Source organism: Salinicoccus cyprini (assembly GCF_007713705.1).
Lineage (GTDB): Bacteria > Bacillota > Bacilli > Staphylococcales > Salinicoccaceae > Salinicoccus > Salinicoccus cyprini.
Map to the genome: position 1 here is coordinate 372,111 of NZ_VMSJ01000001.1, position 18,968 is coordinate 391,078.

General features: G+C 51.3%; 19 protein-coding genes. 17 read left to right on the forward strand and 2 right to left on the reverse strand.

Annotated features, from left to right (window positions below):
- Positions 1-72 precede the first annotated feature (72 nt).
- Together FO441_RS01795 and FO441_RS01800 are read left to right on the forward strand one after the other, a co-directional pair.
- Complete coding sequence (locus FO441_RS01795) at positions 73-1,029, forward strand: calcium/sodium antiporter (protein ID WP_145287293.1); 957 nt, start codon at positions 73-75, stop codon at positions 1,027-1,029.
- Positions 1,030-1,139: 110 nt separating this feature from the next.
- Positions 1,140-2,111: a nuclease-related domain-containing protein gene (locus FO441_RS01800; RefSeq protein ID WP_145284932.1), complete on the forward strand. Its 972-nt coding sequence runs from the start codon at positions 1,140-1,142 to the stop codon at positions 2,109-2,111.
- A 182-nt stretch (positions 2,112-2,293) separates the two neighbouring features.
- Here FO441_RS01800 and FO441_RS01805 read toward each other — a convergent pair whose 3' ends face one another.
- Complete coding sequence (locus tag FO441_RS01805; RefSeq protein WP_145284936.1) at positions 2,294-3,145, reverse strand: bifunctional 5,10-methylenetetrahydrofolate dehydrogenase/5,10-methenyltetrahydrofolate cyclohydrolase; 852 nt, start codon at positions 3,143-3,145, stop codon at positions 2,294-2,296.
- Positions 3,146-3,427: 282 nt separating this feature from the next.
- Here FO441_RS01805 and purE point away from each other — a divergent pair, with 282 nt between their 5' ends.
- The 11 genes from purE to purD are packed head-to-tail and all read left to right on the forward strand — an operon-like array spanning position 3,428 to position 14,574.
- Positions 3,428-3,910 carry a 5-(carboxyamino)imidazole ribonucleotide mutase gene (gene purE, locus FO441_RS01810; protein ID WP_246094978.1) on the forward strand — a complete coding sequence of 161 codons (483 nt, stop codon included), beginning with the start codon at positions 3,428-3,430 and terminating at the stop codon, positions 3,908-3,910.
- Complete coding sequence (gene purK / locus FO441_RS01815; RefSeq protein WP_246094980.1) at positions 3,897-5,018, forward strand: 5-(carboxyamino)imidazole ribonucleotide synthase; 1,122 nt, start codon at positions 3,897-3,899, stop codon at positions 5,016-5,018. Before purE ends, purK begins: the two co-directional genes overlap by 14 nt.
- Complete coding sequence (purC, locus tag FO441_RS01820; RefSeq protein ID WP_145284941.1) at positions 5,015-5,719, forward strand: phosphoribosylaminoimidazolesuccinocarboxamide synthase; 705 nt, start codon at positions 5,015-5,017, stop codon at positions 5,717-5,719. The genes purK and purC overlap by 4 nt, the downstream gene beginning before the upstream one ends.
- The gene (gene purS, locus FO441_RS01825; protein ID WP_145284944.1) at positions 5,719-5,976 is read left to right on the forward strand and encodes a phosphoribosylformylglycinamidine synthase subunit PurS; all 258 of its coding nucleotides are present in this window, start codon (positions 5,719-5,721) and stop codon (positions 5,974-5,976) included. The genes purC and purS overlap by 1 nt, the downstream gene beginning before the upstream one ends.
- A complete protein-coding gene (purQ, locus tag FO441_RS01830; RefSeq protein ID WP_145284946.1) occupies positions 5,976-6,653 on the forward strand; it encodes a phosphoribosylformylglycinamidine synthase subunit PurQ in 678 nt (225 codons plus the stop codon). Before purS ends, purQ begins: the two co-directional genes overlap by 1 nt.
- The gene (gene purL / locus FO441_RS01835) at positions 6,637-8,814 is read left to right on the forward strand and encodes a phosphoribosylformylglycinamidine synthase subunit PurL (protein WP_145284949.1); all 2,178 of its coding nucleotides are present in this window, start codon (positions 6,637-6,639) and stop codon (positions 8,812-8,814) included. The genes purQ and purL overlap by 17 nt, the downstream gene beginning before the upstream one ends.
- Positions 8,793-10,211, forward strand: a complete 1,419-nt coding sequence (gene purF, locus FO441_RS01840; protein WP_145284952.1) for an amidophosphoribosyltransferase — start codon at positions 8,793-8,795, stop codon at positions 10,209-10,211. The genes purL and purF overlap by 22 nt, the downstream gene beginning before the upstream one ends.
- Before the next feature lies 1 nt (position 10,212).
- A complete protein-coding gene (gene purM / locus FO441_RS01845) occupies positions 10,213-11,235 on the forward strand; it encodes a phosphoribosylformylglycinamidine cyclo-ligase (protein ID WP_145284955.1) in 1,023 nt (340 codons plus the stop codon).
- On the forward strand, positions 11,225-11,812 hold the full coding sequence (purN, locus tag FO441_RS01850) for a phosphoribosylglycinamide formyltransferase (protein WP_186365446.1): 588 nt from the start codon (positions 11,225-11,227) through the stop codon (positions 11,810-11,812). Before purM ends, purN begins: the two co-directional genes overlap by 11 nt.
- Entirely contained in the window at positions 11,793-13,271 is a 1,479-nt protein-coding gene (purH, locus tag FO441_RS01855) for a bifunctional phosphoribosylaminoimidazolecarboxamide formyltransferase/IMP cyclohydrolase (RefSeq protein ID WP_145284958.1), read from the forward strand. The genes purN and purH overlap by 20 nt, the downstream gene beginning before the upstream one ends.
- 58 nt (positions 13,272-13,329) lie before the next feature.
- Complete coding sequence (purD, locus tag FO441_RS01860; RefSeq protein WP_145284960.1) at positions 13,330-14,574, forward strand: phosphoribosylamine--glycine ligase; 1,245 nt, start codon at positions 13,330-13,332, stop codon at positions 14,572-14,574.
- 54 nt (positions 14,575-14,628) lie between these two features.
- Here purD and FO441_RS01865 read toward each other — a convergent pair whose 3' ends face one another.
- Complete coding sequence (locus tag FO441_RS01865) at positions 14,629-14,919, reverse strand: hypothetical protein (protein WP_145284963.1); 291 nt, start codon at positions 14,917-14,919, stop codon at positions 14,629-14,631.
- Positions 14,920-15,110: 191 nt separating this feature from the next.
- Here FO441_RS01865 and auxA point away from each other — a divergent pair, with 191 nt between their 5' ends.
- From auxA to FO441_RS01885, 4 genes are all read left to right on the forward strand, one after another.
- The gene (gene auxA, locus FO441_RS01870) at positions 15,111-16,325 is read left to right on the forward strand and encodes a lipoteichoic acid stability factor AuxA (RefSeq protein WP_145284966.1); all 1,215 of its coding nucleotides are present in this window, start codon (positions 15,111-15,113) and stop codon (positions 16,323-16,325) included.
- A 3-nt stretch (positions 16,326-16,328) separates the two neighbouring features.
- A complete protein-coding gene (gene hutG / locus FO441_RS01875) occupies positions 16,329-17,234 on the forward strand; it encodes a formimidoylglutamase (RefSeq protein ID WP_145284969.1) in 906 nt (301 codons plus the stop codon).
- Positions 17,231-18,409, forward strand: a complete 1,179-nt coding sequence (locus FO441_RS01880; RefSeq protein ID WP_145284972.1) for a class I SAM-dependent rRNA methyltransferase — start codon at positions 17,231-17,233, stop codon at positions 18,407-18,409. The genes hutG and FO441_RS01880 overlap by 4 nt, the downstream gene beginning before the upstream one ends.
- Positions 18,410-18,486: 77 nt before the next feature.
- Entirely contained in the window at positions 18,487-18,942 is a 456-nt protein-coding gene (locus FO441_RS01885; RefSeq protein ID WP_145284975.1) for a hypothetical protein, read from the forward strand.
- Positions 18,943-18,968 lie beyond the last annotated feature (26 nt).

Sequence of the window (18,968 nt, forward strand, 5' to 3'; positions counted from 1 at the left end):
TTTTTGTGTTTGAGTTGATTTTTAAGGGAATGTACTGTCTATAACAACTATATGGAAAGTGAGTTGAAACCTTTGGAATATATTCTTCTGATCGTCGGCTTCGTACTGCTGATCAAGGGTGCTGATTATTTTGTTGAAGGAGCGTCCAACATTGCGGTGAAACTCAATGTGTCGCCACTCCTCGTCGGCTTGACGATTGTGGCGATGGGCACCAGCTCGCCGGAAGCGACAGTTGCCATTCTGGCAGCAATCGATGGGAGTTCCGGCGTTGTCCTCGGTAATGTCATCGGAAGTAACATTGTGAACATAACTGTCGTTGTCGGTCTTACTGCGCTGATTGCACCACTGACCGTACAGAGTGAAACCGTGCGGAAGGAAATTCCTTTTGCACTGCTTGCGGCAATCGTCATGATGATACTGATGGTCGATGTCGCACTTCAGAGCGGTGGAGAAAATATCATCACCCGTGGCGATGGTCTGATCATCCTGCTGTTCTTCGCAGTATTTCTATACTATGTATTCGAGATGGCACGTAAAAACCGTTCGAACAATGTAGAAGAAGTGAACACGGATGTCGGTGAATCGTGGCTGAAAAACATTCTTTTCACAATTGGCGGGCTGGTCGCAATCATCATCGGCGGAGAAATGGTCGTCAGCAGCGCCACTGAAATCGCACTGGCGCTCGGCATGAGTGAAGCACTGGTCGGGCTGACAATTGTCGCTGTGGGCACATCCCTGCCTGAAATCATGACTTCTGTAACAGCAGCCATGAAAGGGAAGGGCGACATGGCAATCGGTAACGTCGTCGGCAGTAACATTTTCAACATCCTGTTTGTAACAGGTACTGCAGCGACCGTCGCACCGATCGCTGCCGAATCCAAGCTGTTCTTCGATGGCTGGGTGATGGTTGCATTGACTGTACTGCTGCTGATCTTCTCACGAACGCATTTCAAGATCGGACGAAAAGAAGGGGCTGTACTGCTTGTAGCATATGTCGCTTATCTGATCTATATCATCATAAGAAACTAGTATAAAATTGCGATAGTTAATTTATTGATTCGAATTATATTAATTATCTACATCTAAAAAAAATCAAAATGCCTCTTTTCCACCATATATAGGAAAGGAGGTTTTTTATTATGCATAAAAGAAGAAAAACGATTGAACACCAGTGGCTGGAACTCATGGATATCAGAGGGGGGCTGTCTACAGAAGACCAGCGCAGGCTGGAGGCGCTTGAAATCGGACATGAAGGGGAATGCACATTCGATTTCTGGATGGAACGGTATGGTGATGAACAATGGCGTGTGTACCGGGATATATGGATTGATGCCGGCGGGCCGACGCAGGTGGATACGATGGTGGTGACAGAAACGGGGGTCTTCATTTTCGATGTGAAGAACTACTCCGGGGACTACGCCTATCTCAATGGCAGGTGGTCCGTCAATGGACGCCCCATCATCAAGGATATCTTTGTACAGCTGAAGCGGTCGATGGAGAAGGTGCATCTCATGCTGCGGCAGATCGATTTATCCCTGCAGGCGGAAGGATTGATTGTTTTCATCAATGAGCACTTTACTTTTGAATCGGAAGCGGGTATCGATGAAAGATTCGTGATGCGTCATACTTTGAAGAAGCACCTGCAGACGATGGATGAGGGGAGTGTAGTGATGCGGATGCCGATCGATATGCTGTGTCGCCGGATTGAGTCTTATTTTATAGACAATCCATATCCGGCACCCGCATGCGACGATGATGTATATTCAAGACTGAAGAAAGGCGTCCGGTGTGCTGGCTGCGGCGGTTTCCGGCACATGGTGATGAGATATCATCTGAAGTGTTTGGGGTGTGGAAATAAAGAAGCCAAAGAACGTGCAGTTCTAAGGTCCATCTGTGAATATGGCGTGCTGCGTAATGATAGGAACCTCCGAGTTAGAAATATTATTCATTTTGTGGATAATATTGTGTCTGAAAGGTACGTTCGTTTTTTACTGGCTAAACATTTTGAGGCAATATCAAGAGGCAAGCACGCCGCTTACAAAAATATGAGGCAAGTATGGGAATACTGTGATATTAATGTCACGAGCAAGTACAAAGATAGGAAAATTTGATAAATTTTAAGTCCAACTGACGTTCGTGCATCCGACGAGTGACAATTAGGCGTCCAATTGACGTTCGTGCGCCCGACGAGTAACAATTAGGTGTCTCATCGCTCAACATCCCCGCATAAACTCAAAAACCCCGGATTCCATCCGACTGCAATTACGCAATCAGATGAAATCCGGGGTTTCTCCTATTCAAGCCCGTTATGCCATTTGGCAGCGAGCAGTGTATTGTTGAGGACCATCGTAATGGTCATGGGGCCGACGCCGCCGGGCACCGGGGTGATGTAGCTGGCGACTGCCTTGGCGGATTCGAAGTCGACGTCTCCGACGAGTTTTTCGTCGACGACGCTATTGCCGACATCGACGACGATGGCGCCTTCCTTCAGATGCATCCCGGTAACGAGTCCGGGTGCCCCGACGGCACTGATGACGACGTCAAAGTGTTTCAGTTTATCAATCATGCCCTGTGTCCGGGAGTGCATCAACGTAACAGTTGCATGGGCATCAGTGAGCAACTTGGCGACGGGCTGGCCGACGATGTGGGAGCGTCCGATGACTGCGACGTCCTTTCCTTCCAGTGGTCCGGTGTGCTTGAGCAGTTCCATGATGCCGAGTGGTGTACACGGTACAAAAGTGCGTTGGCCGGTGTAGAGTCGACCGATGTTCGTCGGGTGGAAACCGTCAACATCTTTATGTGGGGCAATCGCTTCGAGCACTTTCTCTTCGCTGATCTGCTCAGGCAGCGGCACCTGGACGAGAATGCCATTGACGGTGTCATCGTTGTTCAGTCGTTCGATCGTATCGAGCAGTTCCGTTTCCGCAACATCTGCATCCAGATGGATGATGCCGGAAGACATGCCGATCTTCTCGGCCGCCTTGTTTTTTGAGCGGACGTAGCTCAACGAAGCGCCATCGTTTCCAACGATGACCACTGTCAGATTCGGGGTGATGCCCTGAGCTTTCAACTTCTCGACTTCTTCCGCGAGACCTGCGCGATAGGCCTTCGCAATTTCCCTGCCGTTCAAAAGTTCTGCTGTCATTTAAAAACGCCTCCTGAATGATATTCCATTTCCATTATCCATGACTTTGCTTCAAATCTCCATTTTCAAGCAGAATAAACACCATACGTATCCGACTTCGTAAAGCCGTTTAACCCACATAATACCGTATGTTTATTTAAAAAAGCAACCTGAATGATAACAAAATACAAACTATATAATATAAATAAATAAAAACGTTCGCTTTTAGGTTGATTATCCATATCCAAATTGTTAAGCTATACATGAGGAAAAAACATCTGAATGCAGAGAGGGTATTTATTCATGACAGTTGGAATTATTATGGGCAGTTCTTCGGACTGGCCGACGATGAAGCATGCATGCGATATGCTGGATACTTTTTCGGTCCCCTATGAGAAAAAAGTGGTGAGTGCCCATCGTACACCGGAGATGATGATGGATTATGCAAAAACGGCACATGAACGCGGTATCAAGGTGATCATCGCAGGTGCAGGGGGCGCTGCACACCTGCCTGGAATGGTGGCATCGATGACAAACGTACCGGTCATCGGCGTACCGATTGAATCGAAGGCGCTGCAAGGTCTTGATTCACTCCTGTCAATCGTCCAGATGCCTGGCGGCATACCGGTTGCTACGACGGCGATCGGCAAGGCAGGCAGCACGAATGCCGGCATACTGGCGGCAAGGATGCTGGCCGTGGGCGATTCCGGGCTGTACGAAAAACTTGAAGCATACACGACATCATTGGAAGAGAAAGTGGAGGCGATGCAGAATGACCTCAATTAGACTGGGTGGCACAATCGGTATCATCGGCGGCGGACAGCTCGGTAAGATGCTGGCGCAGAGCGCGCTCAGGATGGGCTATAGAGTTGCCATTCTGGATCCTTCTGAAGATGCACCGGCACGCAGCACATGCCATACATTCATCCATGCAGCCTTCAGCGATTTTGATGCACTGAAGCAGCTATGCGAACAATCCGACGTCGTCACCTACGAATTTGAAAATATAGACGCACACATTCTGCGCACACTCGTCAACGACTATCATGTGCCGCAAGGTGCCGAAACGGTCCTGACACTTCAGAACCGTGATCTTGAAAAGACGGCGATCCGGAATTCCGGAGCCGATGTCGTTCCTTACGAAAAGCTTGCAGGCAAAGCTCAACTCGAACAGTTCATCGAAAGCCATCAGCTCCCCGTCATCGTCAAGACGTCGACAGGCGGATACGACGGCAAGGGCCAGGTGCTGATCGAGACAGAAGCCGAACTCGACACACTCGACATTCCATTTGATGAAGCGGAATGGGTGGTGGAGAAATATCTGCAGCTCGAACGGGAAGTGTCACTGACCGTTGCACGCAGCACGAGCGGCCAGGTCGTCTATTTTCCACTGCAGGAGAATCTGCATAAGGATCAGATACTCTACCGTACGATTGCACCGGCGCGTGTCGACTATATGGAAGAGGCGAAAACAGCAGTCGACAAGATCATGGCTGCGATGCACTTTGTCGGTGTATTCACGGTCGAGTGCTTCATCGATCAGGAAGGCAAGCTCTACGTCAATGAGATTGCACCGAGACCACACAACTCGGCGCATCATACGATCGAATCATGCAGCATCAGCCAGTTCGACGCACACATTCTGGCGATTCTCGACCATCCGATGCCCGAAGTCCATCAGCATCAGCCTGCGGTCATGATGAACCTGCTTGGTGATGACCTCGATCGCCTTGAAGAGAAGCTTTTCACCGAACCCGACTGGCGTGTCCACGTCTACGGCAAGACAGGGCGCAAGCCTGCCCGCAAGATGGGACATGTTACTGTACTGACTGATGATCTGGACACTACGCTTGACCAGCTCGAGCAAAAATTTATCAAGGGAGTCGAAGTATGATGCTGTTATATGAAGGCAAGGCAAAAAGGGTCTACCGTACAGAGGCGGAGGATGTCTACCGCATCGAATATAAGGATGAAGTGACGGCAGGCAATGGGGAGAAGCATGATTTCCTTACAGGCAAGGGCAGGCTCAACAACCTGATCTCCTCCGATATCTTCCAGTATATGGCCGATCATGGTGTCGCTTCCCATTTCATCGAGCGCATCAGCGAAACGGAACAGCTCGTCCGTTCGGTCGAAATCATTCCGCTTGAAGTGGTCGTCCGCAACTATGCATCCGGCAGCATCGTCAAACGTCTCGGACTCGAGCCCTATCAGCTGATGACACCCCCACTCGTGGAATTCTACTATAAGAAGGACGAATTGAACGATCCGATTCTGACGGACGCGCATGTGGAGATGCTCGGACTCGCAACACCTGATGAAATCGAAGCACTGAAATCAGCTGCTTTGAAAATAAATAGTGTCCTCAGCCGGATGATGGAAGAGATGCAGCTGTCGCTCATCGACTTCAAAGTAGAGTTCGGCAAGGACCAGGCCGGCAACATCGTTCTGGCGGATGAGATTTCCCCGGATACGTGCCGCATCGTCGATATGGAGACGAAAGAGAACTTCGATAAGGATGTATACCGCAACAGCACCGGTTCGCTGCTCGATACGTACAGTGAATTCTATAACAAGATGGAGGCCCTTAAATAATGAAAAAAGTAGAACTGATCGTTACATTGAAACCGCAGGTACTGGATACGCAGGGTGAAGCACTGAATCGCGCGGTGCACGAACTGGATCATGACGAAATCAACAACATCCGCGTCGGCAAGGTGCTTTATTTCGACATCGACGAGACGGATGACGCGAAGATCGATGAGAATGTGCGCCAGCTGTCCGAGAAACTGTTCACCAATACAGTCATCGAGACGTACTCATACAAGGTGCTCGAAGAGGTGTCCCAGTAATGAAGTTTGCAGTCATCAGATTTCCAGGGTCCAACTGTGACAGAGATATGCTGAACGCAATCGTCAAGGCGGGCGGCGAAGCGGAATACGTCGACTATCGTGAGACAACGCTCTCCGGCTTCGACGGCGTACTTATTCCGGGCGGCTTTTCATTCGGCGACTACTTGAGGAGCGGCGCGATGGCAAGTGTGGCACCGATCACAGCGGCCATCAAAGAAGTGGCGGCAGATAATAAGCCGGTGCTCGGCGTATGCAATGGATTCCAGATTCTTACCGAAATCGGCCTCCTGCCGGGTGCGCTCATCTTCAACGATACACATACTTTCATTTCACGCAATGAGACGCTGACGATTACAAATAACGACACACCATTTACAAGCGAGTACGAAGAAGGGGAAACGGTCGTCTACCCGGTGGCGCATGGAGAAGGGCACTACTACTGTGACGACGAAACGTACCAGCAGCTCGTAGCCAACAACCAGATTGTACTGACGTACAACGATAACCCGAACGGATCAAGAAATGACATCGCCGGCATCATCAATGAAAACGGCAATGTCCTCGGTATGATGCCGCATCCGGAGCGCGCACTGGAAGCACTGCTCGGCAGCGACGATGGCATGAGACTTTTTGCAAGAATGACGGAATGGGAGGCAGAACATGATTACATTCACTGAGCCGAACGAACAGGTGATAAAAGAAGAAAAACTGTATGCCGATATGGGGCTCTCCGACAAGGAGTATGACAAGGTCGTCGAAATTCTCGGCAGACAGCCGAACTACACGGAAACCGGCATCTTTTCGGTCATGTGGAGTGAGCACTGCTCCTATAAGCACTCGAAGCCTTTCCTGACACAGTTCCCGACAACCGGCGAACATGTACTGATGGGACCGGGCGAGGGTGCAGGCGTTGTGGATATCGGCGATAATCAGGCGGTCGTGTTCAAAGTGGAATCCCACAACCACCCATCCGCTGTCGAACCCTACCAGGGTGCAGCAACGGGTGTTGGAGGCATCATCCGCGACATCGTCTCGATTGGTGCACGTCCGATCGGTCTCTTGAACTCACTGCGTTTCGGTGAACTTTCAGAAGCGAACAATCGCCGTCTGCTCAGAGGTGTCGTTGCCGGCATCGGCGGCTACGGCAACTGCATCGGCATCCCGACCGTCTCCGGTGAAGTCGAGTTCGACCGCTCCTATGACGGTAACCCGCTCGTCAACGCAATGTGTGTCGGCATCATCGATCATGACAAGATCCAGAAGGGGACGGCGAAAGGCATCGGCAATAAAGTCATCTACGTCGGTCTGAAAACAGGGCGCGACGGCATTCACGGTGCGACTTTCGCATCAGAGGAACTGACGGAGGAATCCGAGTCCAAGCGTCCATCCGTACAGATCGGTGATCCATTCACAGGCAAGAAGCTGATGGAGGCGACACTCGAAGCAATCCAGCAGCCGGAACTCGTCGGCATCCAGGATATGGGCGCAGCCGGTCTGACATCTTCAAGTGCTGAAATGGCAGCTAAAGGCGAGTCCGGTATTGCGCTGCATCTCGATCAGGTACCGGTCAGGGAAGCCGGCATCACACCTTACGAAATGATGCTGTCGGAAACACAGGAACGCATGCTGCTCGTCGTCAAGGACGGTACAGAAGATAAGTTCCTGTCGATGTTCGAAGACTTCGAGCTCGATGCAGCAGTCATCGGAGAAGTGACCAATACCGACCGTCTTGAGCTTTTCTTCCACGGCGAAAAATATGCGGACATTCCGGTTCAGCCGCTATCCGACGAAGCACCGGTCTACATTCTGGAAGGCGCGGCACCGGCAATAGACGACACAGCGCATCATTATGGAGATCAGGATCTGAACACCGTCTTCGATGCATTGATCGGCCACCCGACACACGGTTCGAAACGCTATATATATGAACAGTATGACAATCAGGTCGGCGCGAACACGGTACAGAAATCCGGTTTCGGTTCCGGCATCGTGCGTGTCGAAGGGACGGACAAGGCGATTGCGATGGCCATCGACGGCAAGAGCCGCTACGTCTATGCCGACCCGTTGAATGGCGGCAAGGAAGCAGTGGCCCAGACTTTCCGCAGCATCATTTCCACCGGTGCGGTTCCACTGGCGATGACGGACTGCCTGAACTACGGCAGCCCGGAAAAACCGGAAATCTATCATCAGCTGGGCGAATCGACACGCGGTATGGCTGAAGCATGTGCCGCGCTGTCGACACCGGTCGTATCCGGAAACGTCAGTCTGTACAATGAATCGAAAGGCACCATCCTGCCGACCCCGGTCATCGGCATGGTCGGCCTGATCGAGGATGTCAACTTCATGGCCGATCTCAAAGTCGAATCAGGCGACGCCGTCTACCTCGTCGGCGAGACGGAAAAGGCATTCGCCGGCAGCCAGATCGAGAAGCTGATCGACAATGATATCAGAAAGCAGACACGCCATATCGACCTTGAACTGGAATATGCGCGCGGCATGGACCTGCGCGAGCGTCTCATCAATAAAGAAGTGAAGAAGATTGCACCGGTCGGTCGTGGCGGCATCGCCATCAAACTGGCACAGCTCTCAGCGTTCCACCAGCTCGGCATCGACGCGACACTTGACCTCGACGGTGAAGATCTTTTTGCAGAGAATGCGTCCCGCTATATCGTGATTGCACCTTCCGGCCAGAATATCACGGACGGAAAAGAAATCGGCAGACTGACGGATGAAGAGTTCCATATCGCAGCACGTGATCTTACAATCGACAGAAGCATTGAAACGATTTCAAGTATTTGGGAAGGGGCAATTCCACAATGTATGACATCCGTGGACTAAATGAAGAATGTGGCGTGTTCGGAATCTTCAACCATCCACAAGCCAGTGAACTGACCTATATTGCACTGCACAGCCTGCAGCACCGCGGGCAGGAAGGTGCAGGCATCGTCTGCTCCAATGGTGAATACCTGTTCGGCGCACGCGGCATGGGCCTTCTGACGGAAGCACTGTCGAAGGAGCAGCTCATGTCACTTGATACGTTTCCGCATGCCATCGGACACGTCCGCTATGCGACAACAGGCGGCAGTGAACTGTCGAACGTCCAGCCGTTCCTGTTCAAAAGCCACAAGGGCGACCTTGGCCTTGCCCACAACGGCAACCTCGTCAATGCACTGAGCGTACGCGAAGCACTTGAGGATGACGGTGCCATTTTCCAGACATCCTCGGACTCCGAAGTACTGGCTCACCTGATCCGTAAAAATAAAAGCCCGGACAAAAAGCAGCGCATCAAGACGGCCTTGCGCCAATTGAAGGGTGCCTTTGCATTCGTCATCCTGGACGAGGATTCACTGACAATCGCACTCGATGACCATGGTGTCCGTCCGCTCATGCTCGGCATGGTGGATGATGCGTATTGCGTCGCCAGCGAAACGTGTGCGTTTACGGCAATTGGTGCCGAGTACATTCGCGATATCGAACCCGGTGAACTGATCACGCTGAATGAGCAGGGCATCGAATTCGACCACTACACGGATGTGTCGAAACCGAATCTGTGCTCGATGGAATACATCTATTTCGCCCGTGCGGATTCCGAATTTCGCGGCACATCGACGTACACGATCCGCAAATTGCTCGGCCAGCAGCTGGCACGCGAGATGGATATCGAGGCCGATATCGTCATCGGTGTACCGGATTCAAGCCTTGCAGCGGCAAAAGGGTTCTCGGAAGCATCCGGCATACCGCAGGAGCAGGGTCTGATCAAGAACCGCTACGTCGGCCGGACATTCATATCGAAAGGCCAGGAGGCGCGGGAGCGTGCGGTACGCATGAAGCTGTCGCCTGTCCGGGATGTTGTGGAAGGCAAGCGGGTCATCGTCATCGATGACTCCATCGTGCGGGGCACGACGAGCCGCTTCATCGTCAAGGCATTGAAAAAAGCAGGGGCGAAGGAAGTGCATATGGGCGTCTCCTCACCACCGCTCAAAAACCCGTGCTTCTATGGCATCGATGTATCGACCCATGCAGAAATCATTGCTTCGACAAAGTCGACAGAAGAGATCCGTGACGAAATCGGTGCGGACTCACTGAACTACCTTTCCGTCGATGCGATGCACGATGTGTACTACTCCTATGGCTCGAAGGGCCAGTGTGACGCCTGCTTCACAGGCAACTATCCAATTGAAATCATCGATCGTCTCCTCCCGCAGGAGAAGGATCTGAAAACGAAAGGGGTCTGACATGTCAGAACAATATAGAGATGCCGGCGTAGATATAGAAGCAGGATACCAGGCAGTCAACCAGATCAGGACGCATGTCAAGCGTACGATGCGCAAAGAAGTCATCGGTGGACTCGGCGGCTTTGGTGCCGCATTCGATCTGTCGAAGCTGAATATGAAATCCCCTGTGCTCGTCTCCGGAACGGATGGTGTCGGTACGAAGCTGAAACTTGCCATCGATCATGACCGTCATACGACGATCGGCATCGATGCTGTCGCAATGTGCGTCAACGATATTCTGACGACAGGCGCAGAACCGCTCTATTTTCTGGATTATATTGCCGTCAACAGAGTCGTTCCGAAGCACATTGCCGATATCGTCGAAGGGGTAGCGACCGGCTGTGAAGCTGCAGGCTGTGCACTGATCGGCGGTGAGACGGCCGAAATGGGTGATATGTACGGCCATGGCGAATATGATATTGCCGGCTTCAGTGTCGGTGCAGTGGAGAAGACGAAGTACATCGATGGCTCACATGCCAAACCGGGCGACCGTATCATCGGCCTGCCTTCAAGCGGCATTCATTCCAATGGCTACAGTCTGGTCAGAAAATGGCTGGATAACTATTCTGTTGATGTTGAAGATGACCTTGATGGTACACCGATCATCGATCTGCTGATGGCACCGACACGCATCTATGTAAAAAGCGTGCTTAAAGTCATCGACCGTATCGACGTCAAAGCGATGAGCCATATTACAGGGGGCGGCTTCATTGAAAATATACCGCGTGCATTCCCGGCGGATGTCGGCATCGATATCGATGTTTCCGGCGTCAAAGTGCCGAAAGTCATCGAATGGCTGATATCACTCGGTGAAATGGACCGGAATGAAGCCTATAACGTATTCAACATGGGTATCGGCTTCATACTGTGTGTCGATCCGGAAGATGTTGATGAGACATTGGAGATTCTGCAGTCGGCTGGAGAATCCCCTGAACTGATCGGCCAGGTGACCGAAGGAAGCGGTCTTAAGATCCATGGCTATTAGAGTGGCTGTACTCGCTTCAGGTGGCGGTACCAACTTTGAAAATCTGGCACGTCATGCGTCTGGGATCGGTATGGAGATTGCCGTACTGATCTCGGATAAGCATGATGCCTTCGCCATTACGCGGGCACAGAATCTCGGCATTCCGCATCACGTACATAGCCGCAAGGACTTCGACCAGAAAGCGGCGCATGAAGCGGCGATACTCGAAACACTGGCGGCACACGATGTTTCCTACGTACTGCTGGCAGGGTTCATGCGCATCCTGTCACCGCAGTTCATCGAGACCTATGATCGCCGCATCATCAATCTGCATCCCTCGCTCCTGCCAAGCTTCAAAGGACGCGACGGCATCCGGGATGCCTATGAATACGGGGTGAAGGTGACGGGTGTGACCATCCATTATGTCGATGCCGGCATCGATACAGGAGAGATCATTGCACAAGTGCCGGTTCTGATCGAAGCAGGGGATACATTGGAAGATGTTGAAAAAAAGATCCATGCGGTGGAGTATGCACTCTATCCCGCAGCAATAAAAAAAGTTTTGAAGGAGAGAGACGATGAAGAAGGCACTCATTAGCGTTTCCGATAAGAGAGGACTGGAGCCGTTTGTACGTGGACTGGCGCGCAACGACTTTGAAATCTATTCCACAGGCGGTACATTGAAAGTCATCGAATCATTTGGTGTGAAGGTGCAGAATGTCAGTGATCTGACAGGATTTGAGGAAATACTCGACGGACGCGTGAAGACGCTCCATCCTGCAGTCCATGGGGGCATTCTGGCAGACCGTGACAACAAGGACCATATGGCGGCACTGGATGCACAGGGCATTTCAACCATCGACCTTGTCGCTGTCAACCTCTACCCGTTCAAGGAGACGGTGGCAAAAGAAGATGTTTCGGAATCTGAAGCGGTCGAGAATATCGATATCGGCGGACCGACGATGCTCCGTGCGGCTGCGAAAAACTTCAAGCATGTCACGACCATCGTCTCTCCTGAAGACTACGGCGAGATCATTCAGCGCATCGAATCGAATACGCTTGATGAGGCCTATCGCCGTTCATTGATGGTCAAGGTTTTCCGTCATACGAACGACTACGACCAGGCGATTGTCAACCACTTCAGCCAGGCTGAAGAGACGCTGCGCTATGGTGAGAATCCGCATCAGGCGGCACGTCTCGTCCGGACGACCGAAGATCGCAATACGATACTGAACGCGGATGTCCTTCACGGCAAGGCACTGTCCTACAACAACATCCGCGACGCGGATGCTGCGTTCCAGCTGGCCAAGAAGTTCACGATGCCGGTTGCGGTTGCAGTGAAGCATATGAATCCGTGTGGTGTCGGCACAGGCGAAACCATCTCGGAAGCATTCAAGAATGCACACGAAGCGGACAGCCAGTCCATCTTCGGCGGCATCGTTGCACTGAACAAGCCGGTCAATCGTGAGACGGCCGAACAGCTGCATTCCATCTTCCTTGAAGTCATCATTGCGCCTTCCTATGACGAGGCGGCGCTCGAGATCCTGACGCAGAAGAAGAATATCCGTCTGCTTGAAGCGGACTATCATGAAGACGCGCATGCCGAGGAGTTTGTCAGCGTATCCGGTGGCTATCTCGTCCAGACGCAGGATACCGGCGCACTCGATGAATCCGATATTAAAGTCGTTACCGAAAACAAGCCGTCACGCGATCAGATGGCTGCCATGGCGCTTGCATGGGAAGTATCGAAGCATGTAAAAAGCAATGCGATCGTGCTGGCGAATGAAAAGCAGACCGTCGGTATCGGTGCCGGCCAGATGAACCGGGTCGGTGCACTCGAGATTGCCATCAACCGTGCACTCGAACTCGGAGAAAACGTCGTCATGGCGAGTGATGGCTTCTTCCCGATGCCGGACAGTGTTGAACTGGCGCACGAGAATGGCATCCGGGCAGTCATCCAGCCGGGCGGATCGAAACGCGATCAGGAATCCATCGATTTCTGCAACGAAAATGGCATGTCGATGGTGTTTACAGGCATGAGGCATTTCAAGCACTAGAGATATGAGCCGGAGAGATCCGGCTATTTTATTTTTGAAAATGAAGGGAGCAGTCAAGATGAATGTTGCAGTAATCGGCGGCGGGGGCAGGGAGCATGCCCTGGCGAGAAAACTCGCGCAGTCCGATCGTATTGAAACGGTCTATGCAATTCCTGGAAATGATGGCATGCGCGATGTCGCGGAAGTCGTCCCTGAAATCGGGGAGACCGACTTCGAGAAGATAGCAGCACTATGCACCAGCAAGCAGGTGGCGTGGGTGGTCGTCGGACCGGAAGCGCCGCTCAGCGAGGGCATTGCAGACTACCTTGAAGGACGGGGCATCAAAGTTTTCGGTCCGAGAAAAGAGGAGGCGAAGATCGAATCCTCGAAAGCCTTCACTAAAGATATCATGGAGAAGTATGATATACCGACTGCACGATATAAGGCATTTACAGATTATGACGCTGCGTACAGCTACATAGAATCCGTCGGCGCACCGATCGTTCTGAAAAAGGATGGACTGGCTGCCGGCAAGGGTGTCATCGTGGCGACCGATATGGACGAGGCGCTTGCAGGGCTTGACGCCCTGATGGCGGATTCCGATGCACCGATCGTCATCGAGGAGTTTCTGGAAGGGGAGGAGTTTTCCCTGATGGTACTCGTCAATGGCGACTACACGCATTCATTCGAAATCATCGCGCAGGACCATAAGCGTGCATTCGATAATGATGAAGGGCCGAATACCGGCGGCATGGGGGCATATGCGCCGGTCAGGCATATTCCTGAAAGTGTGAGACAGGAAGCAGTGGACCAGATCGTGGGGCCGATGGCTCGAGCCATGGTCTCTGAAGGGCTGGACTACTTCGGGGTACTGTATCTCGGCGCCATCGTCACGGACAAAGGGGTCAAGACCATCGAGTTCAATGCGCGCTTCGGCGATCCGGAAGCACAGATCCTCCTATCCCTGATGGAGGATGATCTTGTTGACGTACTTGAGAAGGTGGACAGGAAAGAGGCGTTCACGCTGACGTTTTCGCCCCGCTACCAGGTCGGCGTCATGCTGGCGAGCGCCGGCTATCCGGGTTCCTATGACAAGGGGCATACCATCGATTTTGAAGCAGTACGCGAGAAAAGCTTCGTCAGCGGGCTCAAGCAGGAGAATGAGGGTTGGGTGACGGCTGGCGGCAGGGTACTGCTTGTGACAGGCGAGGGCGAAACGATAGAATCAGCAATCGATTCGGCCTACCACAACGTCGATCAGGTGAAATTCAACGAAGGCGAAGTTTTCATCCGCCGGGATATCGGCCGTCACGCTCTGAAATAATTGAACGGATCAACAAAAAATGCGTTGCCAGAAAAACTGGCAACGCATTTTCCATTATTCGAATGAATCCTGAATTTCCTCTTCGGTCTTTTCAGAACCGGACGCATCGCTTTCCTTATCCTTGCCCTTGTCGACTTTTCTGTCTGCTTCAGTATCGATATCTTCTGCTGGATTTTCTTTAGTACGTGCTTCCTTTGCTGCATCCTTCATGTCGGACTGCTTGTCTTTGCTGTTGTTGTCACCATCTCGATCCGCTTCGGTATCCATGCCTTCCTGCGGATTTTCCTTCGTTGGTGCGTTCTGTTCCTGTGTCTTTTCTTCTTGTTCTTTATCGTTGAAATTCACTTCAAATCACTCCTGTTATAACTGTTTTGATATCACATATTATTATTTCTTATCTGCTGTTAGTTGAGAAATACCCCGCACTTTGGACCATTAAACAAAATAAAGGATATTTATTTTTGATGAAAAGGGGATTCGGTGCATTCAACCACTAAATCCTCTATAATGGGAAGGGATATTGAGGTGAAATGAAAATGAAATGGTTGAAACAGCAAAGTGAAGTGATCATAAGCATTCTTCTCGGAGTGTTTTTTGTCATATCAGGATTGTTCATCCTGTTCAACACAGGCAGGATCAGAGGAGAGGCATTGGAAATTTCCAGGATCGAAACGTTCTTCGATCTGTTCAATGCGTTCTTTGTGGAAGTCATCAATATACTCGGCATCGTCATCGGCGGTTTTCCGATCATCGCCGGCATTCTGCTCATCCTGTTTGGAGCCGGCATGTTCAAGGTGGCGCAGCTCATCCGGCGGACGACGGAATTCGATACAGGTCTTTCTCTTTTCTTTCTTGGTCTTTCGTTCGTCCTGTTCCTGGTGACGACATTACTGATGTTCCAGGTGTACGGCTGGTTTGCACTGTTCTTCATGCTTGCCTTCATTGTCCATATGCTCTACAGCATCTTCAACGAGCATCTGGATCCGAGGCACCGCAAGGAGCACTATATGGTCATCCTGTTCTTCTATGGACTGGCCTACTTCTTTACGCAGAATGCAGTGTACTCGAATATAGAAACGACACTGTCACCGACTGATGTCCTGTCGATCGACATGTTCTTTGCGATCATCTGGGTGCTGTCACTGATGGCGCTATGGGTGGGTGTATTCCTGTCGAAATCGAAAAACCTGCTTAAGAAACCGAAGAAGGGGGATGCGGCGACGCTTTCCAGACAACACAAGCGGCGCAGTCTGCATCCGGATGAATATCTCAAATTTTCAAAACATCTCTACGATATGCGCAGTGGACTGCTGCACAAAGTGAAGACGTTCATGGAAGTCGAGTTTCCATCATGGCTCAGGCCGAACTATATCGAGCTGCTGCTCGGTGCACTCGTTCTGATCTTCATCCTGATCGAGTTCAATAACAGGCAGGGTGTCTTTACGGAAGGGTATTTCAATCTGTCGGATATGCAGTATATATACGAATGGGTGAACTTGTTCCTATCCTTGGCACTTGCGGTCGCCTATCTATTTACAACATTCTTCAACATGACCCAGAACAGGTTCTACAACAGGCAGATGATCTTCATCACCGCCCTATGGCTCAAAGTGACGGTCAGCCTGTATATTACGGTATTCAAGGATGTGGAGCTGTCGCTCTTCATACTGCCGTTCAATATTCTTCTCGTCCTGCTGACAACACCGCTTCTGATCATCAGCATATTCAAGGAATTCGATAAGGGGAGATAGGTTATGAAGAAAATTGAACATCACGACTACTCGGGCAGGGTGGATGACCCCGCCGTCAAGGAGCGGCTCCACCAGGTCATAGAAAAGTGGGATGCCAGTACGCCTGCAGGTGCACCGGTATTCATCGGCTTTCGTTCGGAAGAAGGGGTGAAGCGGAATAAAGGCCGCCCTGGTGCCTACGATGGCCCGGTCGCTGTACGGCAGAAAATCGCATCGATGCCCTACGAAAAACCGGTATTCGACTACGGCAGCATTATCGGGGATGAAGAACTGGAAGCATCACAGGCGGCTCTTGGACAAAGCGTGGCCGAAGTGCTGTCGAATGATCAGTTTCCGCTCATCATCGGTGGCGGACATGAAACGCTGTATGGGCACTACCTTGGAGTACGGCAGGCATTTCCGGATAGTAGGCTCGCTGTCGTCAACTTCGATGCACACTTTGACCTCAGGGATGAGCGGCCGTCATCGGGAACGATGTTCCATCAGATCCTCTCCGGTGACCCGAATGTCGACTACTACGTTTTCGGAATCCAGGCTTCCGGGAACACACGGACACTGTTTGAGACGGCAGACCGTTTCGGCGTCAAGTATGCATCGATGAATGAAGTGCGGCAGACGGATGTCTATACCCGGGCACTTCGGTCGCTCAGGGAATATGATGCAGTATTTGCGACGCTGTGCATGGACTCAGTCCAGCAGAGTGTGGCGCCGGGCACGAGCGCACCTGCGCAGAACGGCTATACGTCCCAGGAAATCCATGATATGGTGGCACAGCTTGCAAAACTCCGGAATCTGACAAGCTTCGACATCAGCGAGGTGGCACCTTCACTTGATATCGATGGCCGGACGAGCAGTCTGGCAGCAAGCCTATTCCATAGTTTCATGACAGAAAGGGAGACATTCCAATGAATACGATACAATTGAAAAAAGGCCATGAACGGCCATACATGAATGGTCAGCTGAATATCGACAGAGATGACCTGAGTGATGATACTTTTCTGAAGGACGGTGAGATTGTCAGGGTCGAAGATCCATTCGGCAAGCTGATCGGCATCGCCATGCTGAGCTTCGAGCAGAAGACAAGAGGCTGGATACTGACCCATGATGAACAGGAGACGATTGATGATACATTCATCGTAAAGCGCATCAGGGAGGCGGTGGAGAAGCGGACACCACTGTACAACCAAACCGATACGACCGCCTTTCGTCTATTCAATGAGATCGGTGATGGCATCGGCGGACTCACTGTCGACAATTATGATGACCATCTGCTCATCACTTTCTACTCCCGCGGCATCTACAAGATCCGTGATCTCATCATCAAGACACTGATGGTCGAACTCAACCCGGATTCCATCACGGAGCAGACACGATTCAGCGATCAGGGCAAAATGGAAGTGAAGAATCGCCAAGTGACAGGCAATGTCGAGTTTCCGATCACCGTGCTCGAGTCAGGCGTGACCTACAGCGTGCATCTCGACGAAGGTCCGATGACCCGGCTGTTCCTGGATCAGCGGGAGACACGTAAAGCACTGGAGCAGAATCCATATCATGCAAAGTCCTTCCTTAATATGTTTGCCTACAGCGGGACATTTTCCATTGCGGCGCGTAAGGGCGGCATGATGACGACAAGTGTCGATCTGGCAAAGCGGAGCCGCGAACTGATTACAGAAAACTTCAATGCAAACAACCTGTCCACCGATGGACAGAACATCTATATAATGGAAGCATTCGAATATCTGGGCTATGCGGCAAGAAACAGGCATCACTTCGACGTAATACTGATGGATCCGCCAAGCTTTGCCCGTTCCGGAAAGAAAGTATTCAAAGTCGAACGCGACTTTCCAAAGCTGATCAGGGCAGCGCTCGAAATACTGAAACCGGATGGGCATCTGATACTTAGCCAGAACCTCGAAAGCGCTACGCTGAACCAGTTCAAAAAGCAGATCGACAGGACGCTTGCAGAAGCGGGACGGTCGTATACGCTTACTGATGTCAAAGGACTGCCGAAAGACTTTCCGACAGTGAAGGGCTATAGGAACGGCAAGTACCTCAAAGTGGTCACTGTACAGATCCACGGCTAGAAATCTGATTATCATCAGGTGACAATGGGTATACTTAAACGACAACACTCAAATTCTAATACAAAGGAGTTTTGGCAATGGGTGCCCAACCGCTCACTGAAAATGAAATACAGATGAAGGAACAGGAAGCGCGCGAAATGGTCAACAAGAAAGCATTGTATTCCTCGATTGCCGCTGTGCTGCCGATTCCACTGCTTGATATTGGTACGGACATGAAGCTGATGAAAGACATCAGACAAGAGGCGGAAAAGATTTTCGAACTCGACCACAGCCAGGTGAATGAACTTTCCGATGACCTGATGAACCGGGCGCTTGTCATGGCGACAAGCATGGGCAGCGAATTCATCGGCCGCAACGCATCCAAGGTTCTATTCAAAGGTGCAGCGAAAAATTCCAAGGTGGCCAAGTTCGGAATTGCCCCGCTCGCAACGAATGCACTTGGTGCAGGAGTCAGCTATATGCTGATGAAGAAGCTCGGACATGATTATGTGGACAGATGTGCAGAAGCAGCCAGAAACCAGACAGTTTCATAAATGATGCCCTTTCGGACAGCTGTTCC